Source organism: Xanthomarina maritima, assembly GCF_008084905.1.
In the GTDB taxonomy this organism is placed as follows: domain Bacteria; phylum Bacteroidota; class Bacteroidia; order Flavobacteriales; family Flavobacteriaceae; genus Xanthomarina; species Xanthomarina maritima.
Genome location: NZ_VSFC01000032.1, coordinates 16132 through 35139 on the forward strand (window position 1 = coordinate 16132; position 19008 = coordinate 35139).

General features: G+C 32.4%; 17 protein-coding genes. 2 read left to right on the plus strand and 15 right to left on the minus strand.

The features are described 5' to 3' along the window. Positions 1-589: 589 nt before the first annotated feature. Complete coding sequence (locus FVF61_RS06510) at positions 590-862, plus strand: DUF4242 domain-containing protein (RefSeq protein ID WP_148454573.1); 273 nt, start codon at positions 590-592, stop codon at positions 860-862. 74 nt (positions 863-936) lie between these two features. Here the strand turns inward: FVF61_RS06510 and FVF61_RS06515 are convergent, their stop codons facing one another. From FVF61_RS06515 to FVF61_RS06550, 8 genes are all read right to left on the minus strand, one after another. After that, positions 937-1641 (minus strand): sulfite exporter TauE/SafE family protein, encoded by a 705-nt coding sequence (locus FVF61_RS06515; protein WP_148454574.1) that lies wholly within the window; start codon positions 1639-1641, stop codon positions 937-939. Further along, on the minus strand, positions 1641-2087 hold the full coding sequence (locus FVF61_RS06520) for a FixH family protein (protein WP_148454576.1): 447 nt from the start codon (positions 2085-2087) through the stop codon (positions 1641-1643). Before FVF61_RS06520 ends, FVF61_RS06515 begins: the two co-directional genes overlap by 1 nt. A gap of 11 nt (positions 2088-2098) precedes the next feature. Further along, the gene (gene ccoG / locus FVF61_RS06525) at positions 2099-3523 is read right to left on the minus strand and encodes a cytochrome c oxidase accessory protein CcoG (protein ID WP_148454578.1); all 1425 of its coding nucleotides are present in this window, start codon (positions 3521-3523) and stop codon (positions 2099-2101) included. 90 nt (positions 3524-3613) lie between these two features. Further along, positions 3614-4489 (minus strand): cbb3-type cytochrome c oxidase N-terminal domain-containing protein, encoded by an 876-nt coding sequence (locus FVF61_RS06530; protein WP_148454580.1) that lies wholly within the window; start codon positions 4487-4489, stop codon positions 3614-3616. Further along, positions 4486-4671: a CcoQ/FixQ family Cbb3-type cytochrome c oxidase assembly chaperone gene (locus FVF61_RS06535; protein ID WP_148454582.1), complete on the minus strand. Its 186-nt coding sequence runs from the start codon at positions 4669-4671 to the stop codon at positions 4486-4488. The genes FVF61_RS06530 and FVF61_RS06535 overlap by 4 nt, the downstream gene beginning before the upstream one ends. A 6-nt stretch (positions 4672-4677) precedes the next feature. Continuing rightward, entirely contained in the window at positions 4678-6867 is a 2190-nt protein-coding gene (ccoN, locus tag FVF61_RS06540; protein ID WP_148454584.1) for a cytochrome-c oxidase, cbb3-type subunit I, read from the minus strand. 6 nt (positions 6868-6873) lie between these two features. Beyond that, positions 6874-7065, minus strand: a complete 192-nt coding sequence (gene ccoS, locus FVF61_RS06545) for a cbb3-type cytochrome oxidase assembly protein CcoS (RefSeq protein ID WP_148454586.1) — start codon at positions 7063-7065, stop codon at positions 6874-6876. A gap of 81 nt (positions 7066-7146) precedes the next feature. Then, positions 7147-9522: a heavy metal translocating P-type ATPase gene (locus tag FVF61_RS06550; protein ID WP_148454588.1), complete on the minus strand. Its 2376-nt coding sequence runs from the start codon at positions 9520-9522 to the stop codon at positions 7147-7149. Positions 9523-9629: 107 nt separating this feature from the next. On the opposite strand from FVF61_RS06550, the gene FVF61_RS06555 reads away from it, so the two are divergent. After that, positions 9630-10310 carry a Crp/Fnr family transcriptional regulator gene (locus tag FVF61_RS06555; RefSeq protein WP_148454590.1) on the plus strand — a complete coding sequence of 227 codons (681 nt, stop codon included), beginning with the start codon at positions 9630-9632 and terminating at the stop codon, positions 10308-10310. A 1-nt stretch (position 10311) separates the two neighbouring features. Here FVF61_RS06555 and FVF61_RS06560 read toward each other — a convergent pair whose 3' ends face one another. From FVF61_RS06560 to FVF61_RS06590, 7 genes are all read right to left on the minus strand, one after another. Continuing rightward, positions 10312-10884: a YdeI/OmpD-associated family protein gene (locus FVF61_RS06560; protein ID WP_148454592.1), complete on the minus strand. Its 573-nt coding sequence runs from the start codon at positions 10882-10884 to the stop codon at positions 10312-10314. Between the two features lie 5 nt (positions 10885-10889). Then, on the minus strand, positions 10890-12530 hold the full coding sequence (locus tag FVF61_RS06565) for a M1 family metallopeptidase (protein WP_148454594.1): 1641 nt from the start codon (positions 12528-12530) through the stop codon (positions 10890-10892). Between the two features lie 84 nt (positions 12531-12614). After that, entirely contained in the window at positions 12615-14423 is a 1809-nt protein-coding gene (locus FVF61_RS06570) for an acyl-CoA dehydrogenase family protein (RefSeq protein WP_148454596.1), read from the minus strand. A gap of 26 nt (positions 14424-14449) precedes the next feature. Further along, complete coding sequence (locus FVF61_RS06575) at positions 14450-15640, minus strand: acetyl-CoA C-acyltransferase (protein ID WP_148454598.1); 1191 nt, start codon at positions 15638-15640, stop codon at positions 14450-14452. A gap of 27 nt (positions 15641-15667) precedes the next feature. Beyond that, entirely contained in the window at positions 15668-16027 is a 360-nt protein-coding gene (locus FVF61_RS06580) for a four helix bundle protein (protein ID WP_148454599.1), read from the minus strand. A 42-nt stretch (positions 16028-16069) separates the two neighbouring features. Next, the gene (locus FVF61_RS06585) at positions 16070-18463 is read right to left on the minus strand and encodes a 3-hydroxyacyl-CoA dehydrogenase/enoyl-CoA hydratase family protein (protein WP_148454600.1); all 2394 of its coding nucleotides are present in this window, start codon (positions 18461-18463) and stop codon (positions 16070-16072) included. 22 nt (positions 18464-18485) lie between these two features. Continuing rightward, positions 18486-18944, minus strand: a complete 459-nt coding sequence (locus FVF61_RS06590) for a MarR family winged helix-turn-helix transcriptional regulator (protein ID WP_148454601.1) — start codon at positions 18942-18944, stop codon at positions 18486-18488. Positions 18945-19008: the final 64 nt, after the last annotated feature.

Genomic DNA, 19008 nt, shown 5'->3' on the forward strand with positions numbered 1-19008 from the left:
TGCGACTTGACTTTATTTTCTTGCAACTTCATTTAGAATTCTCTTGACTTAACTTTATATTCTTGCAACTTTGCTTTAGATTGGAGCGACTTCATTTTAAATTATAACATCCACATTTTATATTAGAGTTACTACTTTTTAAATTAATGCATCCGCATTTTAAATTCTCACGTCCGCAAGTATAAATGTTCTATCCGCATTAACAATTCTTGCGTCTGCATTTTAAATTCTCGCGTCCGCAAGTATAAATGTTCTATCCACTTTAACAAATCTCGCATCCGCTAAAACAATTCTTGCATCCGAACTTATAATACTTATATAAACTTTACGAAACAACACTAAAAACATTCATCTAATTAAAAGCAAAACGGAAAAAAAGCCTGTTGGCAACTCTGTATATAAAAAATGCTTTTTTTAGTGCTAAATCATAAGAAAATGAGTGCTTTACAAATAAAAAATCTATAACTTAAATTAATTTTCAATCATAAAAAATCTTATCTTTAATAACTTTAAAATGGAATCCAGAAACCATTTTCAAAAACGGGGTGAAACCGAAAAACCATAAGAGTAGGATTTTAAATTAATTATTATGCCTAAATATGTTATTGAGAGAGAAATTCCAGGAGCTGGAAGTTTAACAACTGAGCAATTAAAAGGAATAGCACAAACGTCTTGTGGTGTATTAAACAAAATGGGACCACAAATTCAATGGGTTCATAGTTATGTTACTACAGACAAGGTTTATTGTGTTTACAATGCTCCAAACGAAGAGATGATTAGAGAGCATGCATCTCAAGGTGGATTTCCAGCAAATTCTGTATCTAAAGTATCAACTATTATAGACCCTACAACAGCTGAATAAACAACTGAATTTTCATACCTGAAAATTCCTTGAATATATTAACTTAGTATTTCTGTGAAAATTTATAGCTGATTTTACATATCACAATCCATGTCGCCTTCAACCATTTCAACAACTGGAGCAGGAGAGAGGTAAGGTATACCTAAACCCAAACCACGAATTATAAATAGTAATCCAATAATAACCACAAAAACAGGAATAGCTTTTTGTATGCGTTGCTTGATGGTTGCATTTAAAAATTTACCTAAGTAAATAGCTGTAGTCATTAAAGGAATAGTACCCAAACCAAATAAAAACATATATAAACTTCCTTGAAATGCACTTGCTGAGGCTAAAGATCCAAATACTGCCATATAAACCAAACCACAAGGTAAAAAGCCATTTAAAAAGCCAATGGTTAAAAAAGTATCTGCTGTTTTCTTTTTTAAAGCCTGGCCTAATGCAGATTTCACTTTAGAAATAACTTTATAAATAGGTTTAGAGAAGTTATATTTATTAAAGGTCTTTGTTGGTATTAAAACAATTAAAACCATTAAAACACCTATTAAAATTGATAATTGTTGCTGAACCCCAAAAATATATAAGCTTTTACCAACTAACCCAAAAACAAGACCTATTAAGCTATAAGCTAACAGTCTTCCAAAATGATAGGTAACTATTTGAATAATTCTCTTAAATGAGTGACTTCTGTCTACAGGAAGCATAAATGCTATAGGTCCACACATGCCAATACAATGAAAACTACCCAGAAGACCTAGTATAATAGCAGACCAAAGCATTAATACATAATTTCTTTTTTATACAAATAAGGAGTGTCTTTATATTGCCAATCAATTTTCAGGTTCCATCGACCATTCAACAATCGATTTTCAGGTATGAGCAAAGTATTTTCAGACAAGGTAATTGGCATTTCGAAATCTAATTTTTTATTAGAAGTTCTATAAAGATATACTGTTCCTGTAATTTTTTGTACATCTAAATTTTCAGGAAAAAGGATTAACAGTCCATCTTCAGTTTTCTTCCAGCTAATGTTTTCAGATAATTTATTAGAATTATTTTCTTTATCTATTTCTTCTTGAAAGCCTAATTCTGCTTGGTAATATTCTTCTATAACTAAATCATGATCGTATTTACTGTCTGTATTCATTTTAATAATAAAATACATGATAAAGCTTATAAAACATATAAAAGCTATTACAATTCCTGTTCCCCAATTAATTTTCATGGCTTTGATTTTTAATGATAACTTCTAGGTCCTAAAAAGTTAACGGTTGTAGTTTCTATTAATTCATCTCCACTATAAACTTCAATCATTAATTTATTTTTATCTCCTTTTAATTCATTTTTGTTAATTTCAATAAACAGTGTACCTTCTGCTAAACCCTGTTCTGGAACATTAAAACTATCTAATGTAGATACAAGTATAACTTTACCTTTATATTTTCTAAGCTTAAAACTAACATTTTCAATATTTTTGGTAGTCTTATTTATCAATTTATAGGTGAATACGTTACTAATAATATCGCCTTCTTTGTGTTCGTATAGCTGTCCAGGTAATCTTAAAACAGTAGCTTCTAAATCATTTCTTAACGCTAACATTCCAAAAAGAACACCAGTTAAAATAATTAGAACAGCTATATAACCTTTCATTCTAGCTGTAAGTTTAAACTTTTCTTTATTTTCAATTTCAGCTTCACTAGCATATCTAATTAACCCTTTAGGAAGATTAATGCTTTCCATAATATGGTCGCATTCGTCTATACATGCAGTACAGTTTACACACTCTAATTGTGTTCCATTTCTAATATCAATTCCTGTTGGGCACACATGCACACACTGTAAGCAATCAATACAATCTCCATGCCCTAAGGCTTCACGATTTTCATTTTTTCTGAATTTCTTTCTACCATTTTCACCTTCACCTCTTTTATGATCGTAAGCAACTACAATAGATTTGTTATCTAGAAGCACACCTTGCAATCTGCCATAAGGACAAGCAATAATACAAACCTGTTCTCTAAACCAAGCAAATACAAAATAGAAAACAGCTGTAAATATTAATAAAGGAAATAAAGTGCCAGTATGCTCTAATGGACCATCTGTAATATATTGAATAAGTTTATCACTACCTATTAAGTAAGCTAAAAAGACATTAGCAATTATAAAAGAAATAAGTAAAAATATAAACCATTTTAAACTACGCTTTCTAATTTTTTCTGCATTCCATTCTTGTTTATCTAGTTTGCGTTGTTTGTTTCTATCTCCATCAATCCAATATTCAATGCGTCTAAATACCATTTCTAAAAAAATGGTTTGAGGACAAATCCATCCACAGAAAATTCTACCAAAACTAACTGTAAATAAGGCAATAAAAATGACACCAATTATCATGGATACCACAAACAAGTGAAAGTCTTGTGGCCAAAAAGGAAATCCGAATATATTAAAACGTCTTTCTAATATATTGAACATTAAAAATTGATTGCCATTAATTTTAATAAATGGCGAAGCAATAAAAAAGGCTAATAAGAAATAACTAACTATTTTACGGTATTCGTAAAATCTACCATTGGGTTTTTTGGGATATACCCATGCACGTTTTCCATCTTCCGTTAACGTGCCAATGGAGTCTCTAAATGATTCGTTTTCTGGGCTTTCCATAACTTTAGATTAAAAGGATCAAGAATTAAGATGAATTAGGTTGGAAGATGTGGTCTTAATTCTTGATTCTAGTTTTTGTAATCTTAATTTTTATTCTTGCCAAACATCACCTTCTGCTTCTTTTGGTTTAGCAGGAGTAGTACCTTGAAATTGTAAAAGATAACTTGATACTTGAGCAATTTCTGATGGTTTTAAACTTTGTTTCCAAGCTATCATACCTTTACCATCTCGACCACCTTCAGAAATTGTTTTAAAGACATTCTTTATACCTCCTCCAAGAATCCAATATTCGTCAGTTAAGTTTGGTCCAATTCCACCTCCACCATCTGACATATGACAAGCAACACAGTTTGCTTCAAAAATAGCTTTACCATTACTTAAATCAGAAGCACTAGTTAGTAGCTCAACAGTATTAAAGTCAACTAAGTCTTTTGCAGTTTTTTTGTATTCTTCTATGGCAATTTTTGCTTCAACATATTCAGTCTCTAACTCATCATATTGGTTTTCACCATTGAAAACATGATATCTTACTAAATAAATAACTCCAAAAATAATAGAAGCATAAAAAGCATATAACCACCAAGGTGGTAAATCATTATCTAATTCTCGAATGCCATCATAATTATGATCTAATATAATTTCATGTTCTTCTTTGATAGGTTTTTGCCCTAATGATTTTTTATAGGTATTTTGTATCCATGCAATAAATTTTGGAGTTTTAGTTTCTATAGCATCATATCTAGTTTTACTTTCTTCGTCTAAGCTTTGGTATAAAATATTCTCTAAAGAACTCACAATAGCTTCAATAGCAATAATTACAAAGAGAATCAATACCAAGAATAAAAGAACCATTGGATACTCTATGAAAGCTGGTTTTTCTCCTGATTCTACGAAGTATTCTACTAGTCCGAAAATGATAAAGAATACAAGAGGTACTCTTATCCATGATGGGATTAAATGTCTCATAATAAATTTTCTTTTTGGTTATCTAATGGTATGTTGCTCACTTCTTTTATATAGTCTTTTTTAGCAGTTATAACCCACCAAAATAAAACAACAAAGAAGATGAAAAATATAAGTAAGGAAATGATTGGGAATATTTCTATGCCTGCAATACTATCCATATGGTTTTTTACAAATTTTAACATAGCTTATTAATTTTGAGTGGATGAATCTTCTAAATCTGTTGCTTTTATATCTGTACCTATTCTCTGTAAATAAGCAATCATAGCTACAATTTCACGATTACGCATTTCAATAAAATCTGCTCCACCAGCTTGTTTGTCTGCTTCATATGTTTCAGCAAAATCAGGATCAGCATATAGGTTTTTCTCTATTTGAGTTCCTTGATCTAGCATATGTTGTTGCGCATTAGCTATGTCTTCTTCTGTATATGGTACACCTAATTTTACCATAGTTTTCATTTTAGCTTCAGTATCAGATTTGTCTAATTCGTTTCTTACTAACCATTGATAGGCTGGCATAATGGAACCAGAAGATGTACTTTGTGGATCGTACATATGATTTAAATGCCAGTTATCTGAATATTTTCCACCTACACGATGTAAATCTGGTCCAGTACGTTTAGATCCCCAAAGGAATGGATGATCGTAAACATATTCTCCTGCTTTAGAGTATTCTCCATAGCGTTCTACTTCACTTCTAAACGGACGAACCATTTGAGAGTGACATCCAACACAACCTTCACGAATATAAATATCTCTACCTTCTAATTCTAAAGGTGTATATGGTTTTACACTTGTTATAGTTGGAATATTAGATTTCACCATAATAGTTGGAACTATTTGTACAATTCCACCAATTAAGATAGCAATGGTAGCATAGATTGTAAGTTTTATTGGCTTACGTTCAATCCAAGTATGCCATCCTTCTCCAGCAACACGTTTTTTAGAAACATTTTGTAGAGCAGCAGCTTCAGCTAATTCATCAGTAACAACACTTCCTTTTCTAATAGTTACAATTACGTTGTAGACCATTATTAGCATACCTGTTAAGAATAAGGTTCCACCAATGGCACGCATCCAATACATTGGCATAATTTCAGTAACAGTTTCTAAAAAGTTTCCATAAACTAAAGTTCCGTCTGGATTGAATTGTTTCCACATACTTGCTTGAGTAAATCCAGCAACATACATTGGTAAGGCATAAATAATAATCCCTAAGGTACCAATCCAAAAATGTAGGTTGGCTAAACCTATAGAGTATAATTTTGTTTTAAATAGTTTTGGTACTAAGTAATAAATCATACCAAAGGTTAAGAATCCGTTCCAAGCTAAAGCACCTACGTGAACGTGAGCAATAATCCAATCGGTAAAGTGACCAATAGCATTCACATTTTTAAGTGATAACATAGGTCCTTCAAAAGTTGCCATACCATAACCAGTGATAGCTACAACCATGAATTTCAAAACAGGATCTGTACGGACTTTATCCCAAGCACCACGAAGGGTTAATAGTCCGTTTATCATTCCTCCCCATGAAGGCATCAACAACATGACTGAAAATGCAACACCAAGATTTTGAGCCCATTCTGGTAAAGCAGTATATAATAAATGGTGAGGTCCAGCCCAAATGTAAATAAAGATTAAAGACCAGAAGTGAACTATAGAAAGTCTATATGAATAAACAGGTCTGTTGGCTGCTTTTGGTACAAAATAATACATTAACCCTAAGAAAGGAGTTGTTAAGAAAAAGGCAACAGCATTATGTCCATACCACCATTGAACCAAAGCATCTTGAACTCCTGCATAAACAGAATAACTTTTTAATCCGCTTACAGGAAGCTCTAAACTATTAAAAATATGAAGTACAGCCACAGTAACAAAGGTTGCAATGTAGAACCAGATGGCAACATATAAATGTCGTTGTCTTCTTTTAATCATGGTTCCAATTAAATTGGCTCCAAATACCACCCAAATAACAGCAATAGCAATATCAAAAGGCCATTCTAATTCTGCATATTCTTTAGATGTTGTATAACCTAAAGGTAAGGTAATAGCAGCTCCAACAATTATTAATTGCCAACCCCAGAAATTAATTTTACTTAAGGAGTCGTTAAACATTCTAGCTTTAAGTAAACGCTGTGTTGAGTAATAAACACCTGCAAAAATGGCGTTCCCTACAAAGGCAAAAATTACTGCATTTGTATGTAAAGGTCTTAAGCGACCAAAACTTAACCAAGAAATGCCATCGGTTAGGTTAGGGAATAAAAACATAAATGCTAGTAATAATCCTACTAACATTCCTACAACTCCCCAAAGCATAGTAGCGTAAAGGAAATTTTTTACGATTTTATTATCGTAGTAAAACTGTTGTACTTCCATAATAGTTTAATTAGTCTTTTTTGGTTTTTTATTTGTTGTTTTAGTTTGTTCTTTTACTAGTTCATCTTCAAAAAGCATTCTTACTGAAGGAGTGTAACCATCATCAAACTGTCCACTTCTTACAGCAACTATAAATGCAACAAAAAACAGAACAGCAACTATAATGCTGATACTTAATAAGATGTAAATAACACTCATACCTAACTGAAGTTAAGATTCAAAATTACATTCATCATGGTTTTTAAAACATGATAATTGTCATATTCGTTTTATTTGTAATCATTCTAATTTTCTTCCTAATAGATTTGTAGCAATGGTTGTAAATACTACAATACTAATAGAGCTTAAAGGCATTAATATAGCAGCTATAACTGGAGCTAATTGTCCAGTTACAGCAAAATATAAACCTATAATATTATAAATAAAAGAGAGTACAAAACTCCACTTTATTATCTTAATGGCATTTTTTGATGCTTTTATATATTTATATAGTTGATTAAATTTTGTAGCATCCAAAATGGCATCACAAGCTGGTGAAAATACATTGACATTTTCTGAAATTGAAATCCCTACATTACTCTGGGCTAATGCACCAGCATCATTAAGTCCATCTCCTACCATGAGTATTTTGGCTCCTTCTATTTGATGGTACTTAATATATTCCAACTTATCGTCAGGTTTTTGATTAAATATTAGCTTGGTCTTCGAAGGTAATAATTTTTTTAGATTTTCTTGCTCTCCTTCGTTATCTCCTGATAAAATTACTAAATCGTAATCTTTTTTCAATTTATTAAAAAGTTTCGATAAACCCGTTCTATAATTATTATAGAACGTATATTTTCCTTTGTAAATATTATTTGTACTAATATGAACCGTTGTATTTAAAACTGCAGAATCTGAAGTGCTTCCAACAAAACTAGCAGAGCCTATTTTAATGTTGGTATTGTTATGAGAGGCTTCAATACCTTTTCCTATATGTTCTTCAAAATAATTTAAAGCAATAATATGATGTTCGTCTAAAATATTATAAAGCGATCGACTTAAAGGATGGTTTGAACCACGAAGCGTATTTTTTAAGAGTATTTCTTCAGAAGTTGAAAGTGTTTCACCTTCATAGGTAGCAGTGCTTTTTTTATTGGTAGTAATAGTTCCAGTTTTATCGAAAATAATAGTGTTTATTTCAGCTAATTGTTCAATTACTGAAGCATTTTTTACATAAAACTTAAGTTTTCCAAAAATGCGTAATAAATTCCCAAAAGTAAAAGGAGCAGAAAGCGCAATGGCACATGGACACGCAATAATTAAAACGGCTGTAAAGACATTGATAGCTTTAGAAGAATCTACAAACAACCAATAAGCTGTTGCAATAAAAGCAATGCTTAAAACTGTAATTGTAAATCTTTTACTTATAACATTTGTTAGTGTTGTAAACCCATCTTCTTTGTTTTTACTGAACACATCGTTACTCCAAAGTTGTGTTAGATAACTTTGTTCTACTGTTTTTAAAACATCCATCTCAATGACACCAGATGTTTGTTTTCCACCAGCAAAAAGTTTATCTCCAGATACTCTTGATACAGTTTCAGATTCTCCTGTAACAAAGCTATAATCTATGGAAGCTATTCCACTAATTAAAATACCATCTACTGGAATTAATTCTTCGTTTCTTATAAGTAATCTATCACCTTTTTTAATATCGTAAACCTGAATTGGTGTTTCTTTTCCTTCAGTAGAAACTTTAGTAACTGCAATTGGGAAATAAGACTTATAATCTCTTTCAAAAGATAAAAAAGCATATGTTTTTTGTTGAAAAAATCTGCCTAGTAATAAGAAAAATATCAAACCAGTTAAACTATCGAAAAAGCCAGAGCCTAAGTCGAAAATAATTTCAAAGGTGCTTCTTAAAAATAAAACAGCAGCTCCAAGAGCAATAGGAACATCGATGTTTAACATTTTAGAACGAAGGCCTTTATACGCTGAAATAAAATAATCTTGAGCAGAATAAAATACAACCGGAACTGAAAAAGCAAACATGAGCCAACGAAACAAATGTTTGTATTGTTCTAACCAGAATTCGCCAACTTCAAAATATTCTGGAAAAGATAAAAACATGACATTTCCAAAAGCAAAACCTGCAATTCCAAGTTTGTAGATTAAGGATCTGTTTACATTATTGTTTCCTGTTTTGAAATCGTCTAAACTTATATAAGGTTCATATCCAATAGCACTTACTAATAAAACAACCTCTTTTAAAGTACAGTTATTCGAAATATAAGATACACGTACATTTTTCTTGCCAAAATTAACTTGAGAAGAAGAAATTCCAGGATTTAGTTTGTTGAGGTTTTCTAAAATCCAAATACATGAACTACAATGAATATGAGGTATGTATAGTGTAACTATTTGAACATTGTCATCATCAAATTCAATTAATTTTTCGATGATATTTTGTTGTTCTAAAAAATCATATTTCCCTTGTATTTCTTTAGGGATGGCTCCTGGAGATGTTTGTAAATCGTAATAACAGGTTAAGTCGTTTTCAGAGAAAATCTCGTATACGGTTTTACAGCCATTACAACAGAAAGATTTCTCTTGAAAGATTATAGCTTGATTATTACAAGAATCACCACAGTGGAAACACGAAGAATGTTCCATAAAAATTATATGCTCATTTATACCTTTTGCAAAGGTTAAAAGATAGTAAGAATTTAGATATGATAATTGTCATGTTTTGTTTAATTTTACAACTTTAAAAAATAGGTATGAGTAGTAAGTGTGAGCAATGTATTATTAGACAGTTTAATTCTTTAAAAGCTTTAACAAAGGATGAGTTGTTAAGAATATCTGGTTGTAAGACTTCTAAGTTCATAAAGAAAGGTGAAATTATTTTTGAAGAAGGCGAGACGCTTAATGGTGTATATTGCGTTAAAGACGGAATATGTAAACTTTCTAAATTAAGTGCCAATGGCAAAGACCAGATTGTAAAATTAGTGGTAAAAGGAGATTTACTTGGTCAGCGTTCTTTAATTAGTGATGAATCTGTAAACTTAAGTGCTGTTGCGTTAAATGATATGGAAGTTTGTTTTATTCCAAAAGTTGAAATTTTTGGAAACTTAAAGAATAATTCAGATTTTTCAATGGATGTTTTAAAACAAATGGCTCACGATTTAAAAGAATCTGATAATGTTATTGTGAACATGGCTCAAAAATCTGTTAAACAGCGTTTAGCTGAAGCTTTATTATACATTCATAAAAACTTTGGGGTTAATAAGGATGGTATTTTAAATGTGGTACTTTCTAGAGAAGATTATGCAAGTGTGGTAGGAACTGCTACAGAATCTGCCATTAGGGTGTTATCTCAATTCAAAAAAGAAGGCTTAATTTCTACAACTGGTAAACAAATAAAATTAGAAGATTTAGAAGGTTTAAAGCGTATCGAATAGATTACCAATCATTTCTATTTTTAATATTTGCTTTACATAATTCAATAATTTCTACAATACGTTTTTGCCTAGTAGTTACTCTTTTTGATTGATTTAGCCAATACAAATAGCTCTTTCTATAAGAAGGAGCAAAGTTTGAATAGTTATAAAATGCTTCTTTATTTTTATTAAATTCTATTTGTAAGTCTTCAGGGATTATTCCTTTTTCTACATCATCTAAAGCAGTCCAGGAACCATTTTGTTTAGCAATTTTAATTTTTTCAAATCCACTTTTGTGTATAAGATTAGAGTTTTTAAGTTCTTTAATATATTTTTTGTTTAAAGCGCTCCAAACACTTTTTGGGTTTCTAGGTGTAAAATATTGACGTCTTTTACCATTACCAAGACTCTTAACTGTAGAATCTATCCATCCAAAACACAATGCTACTTTAACTGCTTCTTCCCAGCGCATACTTTCTTTTTCATGAGCTACTTTATAAAAAATTAGATATATTCCAATTGATGTGTCATGGTTTTGTAACAACCAATCTCGCCATTCATTATCAGATTTAAAATATATTTCAGGAATAGACATCGAAGTTATAGCTTTTTGGAGTCTACATAAAAATCTGAGTCTATTTCAATACTATCATCTTCAATTGGTAGGGTTTTCCATTCGGCATTTGGAAAGATCCATTGTTCCTTACCATCAATTGTTACTTGAATAGGCATGTCGAATTTTTCAACAATGTTACTCCATCTATATGTTAACTCATTGTTTTTAACAGTATATTCTAATATTGGGATTCTAGTGTCTCTTAAGTACTGGTTGAAAAATTGAGTTAAATCTATTCCAGATTGTTGACTTATATAATCTTCTATTTGTTGAGTTGTAACCGTTTGGTGATAAAAAGTTTTGTTTAAGCCTCTTAAAATTTGACGCCATTTTTCATCATCCTCAATAAGTTGTCTTAAAGTATGTAGCATATTACCTCCCTTTGGATACATATCTCCAGAACCTTCTTTGTTCACATTATAATATCCAATAATTGGTCTGTCGTTTTTAATGCCTTTTCGCGTGCCAATTACATATTCTGCACCAGCACCTTTTCCGTAATAGTATTCTACAAATAAGTTTTCAGAATAGTTAGTAAAACTCTCGTGAATCCACATATCTGCAATATCTTTGTAAGTAATATTATTTGCAAACCATTCATGACCAGCTTCATGAATAATAATAAAATCGAATTTTAAACCCCAACCAGTTCCAGATAAATCGTTTCCTAAATACCCTTTTTTATATTGATTCCCATAAGTAACTGAACTTTGGTGTTCCATACCTAAATATGGGACTTCAACTAGTTTAAATCCATCTTCATAAAATGGATATGGTCCAAACCAATGTTCGAATGCTTTCATCATTTTTGGAGCATCAGTAAAGTGATTTTTTGCTCTAACCAAATTGTCACGCAATACATAATAATCCATATCTAAGGGACCATTTTCACCTTGATATACTTCAGAAAAATGAACATAATCTCCAATATTTACATTTACTCCATAGTTATTAATAGGGTTTTCAACAAACCAATTTGTTGTTACTGTATTATCGCTATGTTTCTCAGTACTTATCAATCTTCCATTTGAAATATTTGTTAGGTTTTTTGGAACATTTACACTTATAAGCATACTATCAACCTCATCGTACATATGGTCTTTATTTGGCCACCATACACTAGCTCCCAAACCTTGGCAAGAAGTTGCAATAAAAGGAATGCCATTTTTATCTTCTTTCCATGAAAAGCCACCATCCCAAGGTGCATTTTTAGCTTCTTTTGGTTTTCCTTCGTAAAACACATCAACAGATTGGATGCTTCCTTTTTCTTGATCTGCTATTAATGTTATAAAATGCGCATTTCCGTCATGTCTAACATCTAATTCTTCATCATTTTGAATCACCTTTGTTATTTTTAACGGTTCCTGTAAGTCAATTTGCATAACGGAATAAGGTTTCAATACTTGATATTGGATGGAGTTTTTTCCAGAAATTGTCTTTGTTTCAGGTAAAATTTTTACATCTAAATGATAATATGTTAAATTCCACCATTCACGTTCTGGAGTTATAGAACCACGCAAGGTGTCTTGATGTGTAAAGCTGTATTTTTCAGAAAGCAACTCTTGAGCTTGAGTTGTAATTGATGCTAAGAATATGCTTATGATGCTTAAAAGAGTGATCTTCATGGATGAAATTTTGCACTAAATTAATGAAAATAAAAAAAGCCGATTCTATTTGAATCGACTTTTTTCCTTCTAACTAAACTTAATTTAAAAACAATATTTATTTTCTGCCTTCACTTTTTCTGCAATGGCTAACCTTAAATCTACAATATCTGGGTAGTTTGTATACTTCACAAAACGTTTTAAACCCATAAGTAGCATACGTTGTTCGTCTCCTTCAGCAAAAGAAATGATGCTTTCTTTTCCATTTTTCTCAACGATAGAAACCGCATTATATAAATATAATTTTGCCATGGCTATTTGTACAACTTGAGCATCTTCTCCAAAACGTTTTGCATTTTTCTCTGCTCTTAAAATAGCAGATTCTGCCATGTAGATTTCAATTAAAATATCAGAAGCAGCAATTAATAATTGTTGATGACCATCTAATTCAGGGCCAAATTTTTGAACTGCAGCACCTGCAACCATTAAGAATAATTTCTTAAGTTTTGCAACCATTTCTTTTTCTTCAGCAAATAGCTCTGAATAATCTGGAGTATCAAATGAAGGTATTCCCATTAATTCATCTTGGACAGCTTGTGCAGGGCCTAATAAGTCTACATGTCCTTTCATGGCTTTTTTAACTAACATACCAACAGAGAGCATACGGTTAATTTCGTTTGTCCCTTCGTATATTCTGGCAATTCTGGCATCTCTCCATGCAGCTTCCATTGGTGTTTCTTCTGAGAATCCCATACCACCAAAAATCTGAATGCCTTCATCAGCACAGTTTTGTACATCTTCAGAAACTGCTACTTTTAAAATAGAGCATTCAATTGCGTATTCTTCTACACCTTTAAGTTCTGCTTCTTGATGTGAATTTCCAGCAGCTTGACGTAAAGCAATTCTATCTTCAATATTTTTTGCAGCTCTATAAGTCGCAGATTCGCCAGCATAAGCACTTGCAGCCATTTCAGCTAATTTGTACTTGATAGCTCCGAAGTCTGCAATAGGTGTGTTAAATTGTTTACGTTCATTTGCATATTGAACAGCAGTTGTTAAGATACGTCTTTGTGAATCTAAACAAGCTCCTGCTAATTTTATACGTCCTACGTTAAGTGCATTCATGGCAATTTTAAAACCTTCGCCACGACCTGCTAGCATATTTTCAACTGGAACAACTGTGTCGTTAAAAAATACCTGACGTGTTGAAGAAGCTCGAATACCTAGTTTGTGTTCCTCTTCACCAAGCGTAATACCATTAGGATTAGTTTTATCGTATTCTACAATGAAACCTGTAATATTTTTATCATTTTCAATACGAGCAAAAACAATCATTAAACGACAAAAACCTGCATTTGAAATCCACATTTTTTGTCCGTTAATTTTATAACTTTTACCATCAGCTGAAAGTTCAGCAGTAGTTTTGCCTGAATTGGCATCACTTCCTGCTCCAGGTTCCGTTAAACAATAAGCTCCAAACCATTCACCTGTAGCTAGTTTAGGCACATATTTTTGTTTCTGTTCTTCAGTTCCATAAAGCGTAATAGGCATCGTTCCTATTCCTGTATGTGCACCAAATGCAGTACTAAAAGATCCTGTTCCACTAGATATATAATCGCAAACTAATAGAGTTGATACAAATCCCATATCCAATCCACCATAAGCTTCTGGTACAGCAACACCTAAAAAACCTAGTTCACCAGCTTTACGCATTACTTCTTCAGTTAATGCATAATCTTTTGCTTCAAATCGAGCTTTATGTGCAATGATTTCACGTTCGTTGAACTCCATAACGGCTTCTTTCATCATTTTTTGCTCTTCTGAAAAATCTTCAGGAGTAAAAACGTCTTCACATTTTGTTTCTTTAACTAAGAATTGACCTCCACGTAAGATGTCTTTTTCTGTTGCTTCCATTTTTATAATTGTGTTAAGTTTAAGTATTAATTTAAAAATTCGAATATGCCACATGCACCCTGTCCAGTTCCTACACACATAGTTACTGCTCCATACTTACCTTTCATATTCTGTTTGCGCATTTCATCAAATAACTGTACTGTAAGTTTTGCTCCTGTACAACCAAGTGGATGGCCAAGTGCAATTGCTCCACCATTCACGTTAATTATATCTGGGTTTAAGTTTAACTCACGAATAACTGCTAACGATTGTGAAGCAAAGGCTTCGTTTAATTCTATTAGTGCTAAATCGTCTTGTTTTAAACCAGCTAGTTTTAATGCTTTTGGAATGGCCTTTACTGGACCAATTCCCATGATTCTTGGTTCTACACCTGCAGCTGCATAATTTACTAATCGAGCTATTGGTTCTAAACCTAATTCTTTAACCATGTCTTCACTCATTACCATAACAAAAGCTGCTCCATCACTCATTTGCGATGAATTTCCAGCAGTAACGCTGCCATTAGCAGCAAATACGGGTCTTAATTTTGCTAGAGCTTCTTTGTTTGTTCCAGCTCTTGGGCCTTCGTCTTTAGTTACAGTATATTTTTTTGTTGCTTTTTTTCCGTTTTCATCAATGTAAGTTTGTTCGACATCAATCGGAACGATTTGGTCTTGAAAACGATTTTCTGAAAGTGCTCTTAATGCTTTCATATGAGAATTGTAAGCAAACTCATCTTGGTCTTCACGTGACACGTTGAATTGTTTTGCAACCGCTTCAGCGGTATTTCCCATACCCCAATAATAATCTTCATGTCCAGCTTTTACAATGTCGTAGTTTAATTCTGGTTTGAAACCTGTCATTGGTACTGCACTCATACTTTCTGCGCCTCCTGCAATGATACAATCTGCCATTCCTGCCTGAATTTTAGCAGAAGCCATAGCGATAGTTTCTACTCCAGAAGAGCAAAAACGGTTGACAGTTACTCCAGGAACATCTACAATGTCTAATCCCATTAATGAAATTAAACGAGCCATATTTAATCCTTGAGAACCTTCAGGCATAGCGTTACCAACAATGACATCGTCAATGCGTTTTGGGTCTAAATTTGGCAATTCTTTCATCATGTATTTGATGGTTTCTGCTGCCAGTTCATCAGTTCTTTTGAAACGGAATACGCCTTTAGGAGCTTTACCTACGGCTGTCCTATATGCTTTTACTATATATGCGTTTTTCATTTATTTATAGTATTGAGTATTGAGATATTAGTATTGAGAATTAAGTTTTTGTTGAAATGAATAATTCATTTTCTGAATTTCAATACATAAATCAATTACTGGTTGTACTTTTTCTTTGGTTATTAAATTTAATTCTATTATTAGTATTAATTGAGTTTGTAATTCATATACTGAACCATTTGCTATACTCAAAAAATGTTTGAATTCTTTTTGAGAGTTTCTTCCGGCACCTCCAGCAATATTTGAAGATATAGAAATAGAACTTCTTTTTATTTGAGAACTTAACCCATATTTTTCATCAGAAGGCAAATCAGAAATAAGTAAATAGACAGCTTTAGCCAATTCTATTGACTTCTTCCATATTTTTATATCTTCTACTTTATGCATTTGTCTAATTACTTAATACTAAGGATTCAATTCTCCTTACAATTAATTGCGAAGTGGTTTACCTGTTTTCAACATGTGTTGAATTCTTTCCAATGTTTTTCTTTCTGTACAAAGTGATAAGAAAGCTTCACGTTCTATATCTAATAAATATTGTTCGCTTACTAAGGTTGGTTCCGATAAATCTCCTCCAGCCATAACATAAGCTAATTTATTAGCTATTTTTTGGTCGTGTTCACTAATGTAATTACTGTCTTCCATAGAATCTGTTCCTACTAAGAACATACCTAAAGCTTGTTTACCAAGAACTTTTACATCTGTACGTTTTACAGGTTGTGTGTAGCCAGCATCAGCCATTAATTTTGCATACGCTTTTGCAGTCGCAATTTGTCTGTCTTTATTAACTACAACAACATCTTTTCCTTTTTGAAGAATTCCTAAATCGAAAGCTTCATAAGCAGATGTTGCTACTTTTGCCATTCCGATAGTTAAAAAATATTCTTGAAGGACATTTAATTCTACATCACCTTTTCTAAAGGTGTCTGAAGCTCTTAAAGCCATTTCCTTTGAGCCTCCACCACCAGGAATCACACCAACACCAAACTCAACAAGTCCAATGTAAGTTTCGGCTGCTGCAACAACTTTGTCAGCATGCATAGAAAGCTCGCATCCTCCACCAAGTGACATCCCATGAGGGGCAGCAACTGTTGGAATGGATGAATAACGCATACGCATCATTGTGTCTTGGAAATACTTGATAGCCATATTAAGCTCGTCATATTCTTGTTCGGCAGCCATCATGAATATCATTCCGATGTTAGCACCAACAGAGAAGTTGGCAGCTTGGTTACCAATAACTAACCCAGCGAAATCTTTTTCAGCTAAATCCACAGCTTTGTTTAATCCAGCAAGAACATCACCACCAATAGTGTTCATTTTACTTTGAAATTCACAGTTTAAAATACCATCTCCAAGATCTTCTATAACGACACCAGAGTTTTTAAAGACTTCTTTAGATTTTCTAATGTTATCTAAAATGATAAAGGAATCTTGTCCTGGAATTTTTTCTTGTGTTTTTGAAGAAATATTATAGAAATACGTTGCTCCATCTTTAACCGTATAAAATGATTTGTTTCCAGATGCCAGCATGTCTGTTACCCAAGCATTAGGTTCTAAACCTTCAGCTTTCATTAATTCGATACCTTTTTCAATTCCAATAGCATCCCAAATTTGGAAAGGACCATGTTCCCAACCAAATCCAGCTTTCATAGCATCGTCTATTTTATAAAGTTCGTCTGAAATTTCTGGAATCCTGTTTGACACATAGGCAAACATCGCCGCAAAATTCTTTCTGTAGAATTCGCCAGCCTTATCTTTTCCAGAGATTAGAATTGGAAAACGGTCAATAACTTTATCGACTGTTTTGGTTAATTCTAAAGTGGCAAATCTTGCAGATTTTTTATCTCTATATTGAAGGGTGTTTAAGTCTAAGGTCTTGATTTCTTTACCTTCTTTTTTATAGAACCCTTGACCAGTTTTACTCCCTAACCATTTGTTTTCCATCATGGTATTGATAAAATCAGGAAGCTTAAAAAGTTTATGAGCCTCGTCATTTGGGCAGTTATCGTAAATACCATTAGCAACATGTACCAAGGTGTCTAAACCAACCACATCAACGGTTCTAAAAGTTGCCGATTTTGGACGACCAATAACAGGACCAGTTAGTTTATCGACTTCTTCAACCGTTAAATCCATTTCTTTTACTTGATGGAATAAACTTTGAATTCCGAAGATTCCAATTCTGTTTCCAATAAAAGCTGGCGTATCTTTAGCGATAACTGATGTTTTTCCTAAGAATTTTTCGCCATATTCATTTAAGAAATCAAGAACTGACGCATCTGTTTTTGGTCCTGGAATGATTTCGAATAATTTTAAATAACGAGCTGGATTGAAAAAGTGAGTTCCACAGAAGTGTTTCTGGAAATCGTCACTTCGTCCTTCACTCATAAATTTGATAGGAATTCCAGATGTATTGGAGGTGATTAAGGTTCCAGGAGTTCTGTGTTTTTCAAGTTTTTCAAAGACTTGTTTTTTTATGTCTAGTCTTTCAACAACAACTTCCATAATCCAATCCACATCTTTTACCTTAGCAATATCATCTTCTAAATTTCCAGTAGTGATCTTATTGGCAAACGATTTATGGTAAATAGGTGAGGGCTTCGATTTTAAAGAAGTTGTTAACGAATCGTTTACAATTCTATTTCTAACAACTTTGTCTTCTAATGTTAATCCTATAGCTTTTTCGGCATCGGTAAGTTCTCTTGGAACAATGTCCAGTAGCAACACATCTACACCAATATTGGCGAAATGACATGCAATACCAGATCCCATAATTCCAGAGCCAATGATTGCTATTTTTTTAATTCGTCTTGTACTCATTTTATTCTAAATGATTTATCTATTAATACTTTATATTATTTACTTCGTTGGTGTATATTTTCTTATTGGAAATTAAATCGTTTATGGTATCTGCAACTTCGTAAAAAGTGATTAATTTCTCTAAAGGGACATTTTTTCTAATGGCTTCATTAAATTTTAATACGCGATCTTTAGAGTATGCTCTTTTCTCTTTTCCAAAATCGGTTAAATAAATTAAAACGCCACGACCATCTTCTGGATTAGGTTTTCTTTCAATTAAACCACGAGTTTCCATGGTTTTTAATATTCTTGAAAGACTGGTTGCTTCCATTCCCATTTTAGGCCCAAGTGAGGTTGAAGGCGTACCTTCTTCAGGATCGATGCTGAGTAATGTAAATCCGGTAGCCATAGTACTTTCGAATTTTGAAGCTTCTTCGTTGTACATTTTTTGAACAGCTAACCACGTGGTTCTTAGAATATAATCGATGGTTTTATCTTTCATGTATTCGTATTAAGAAACTCAAAGATAATAAATTTTATTATGCACGCATAATAAATTAATAAAA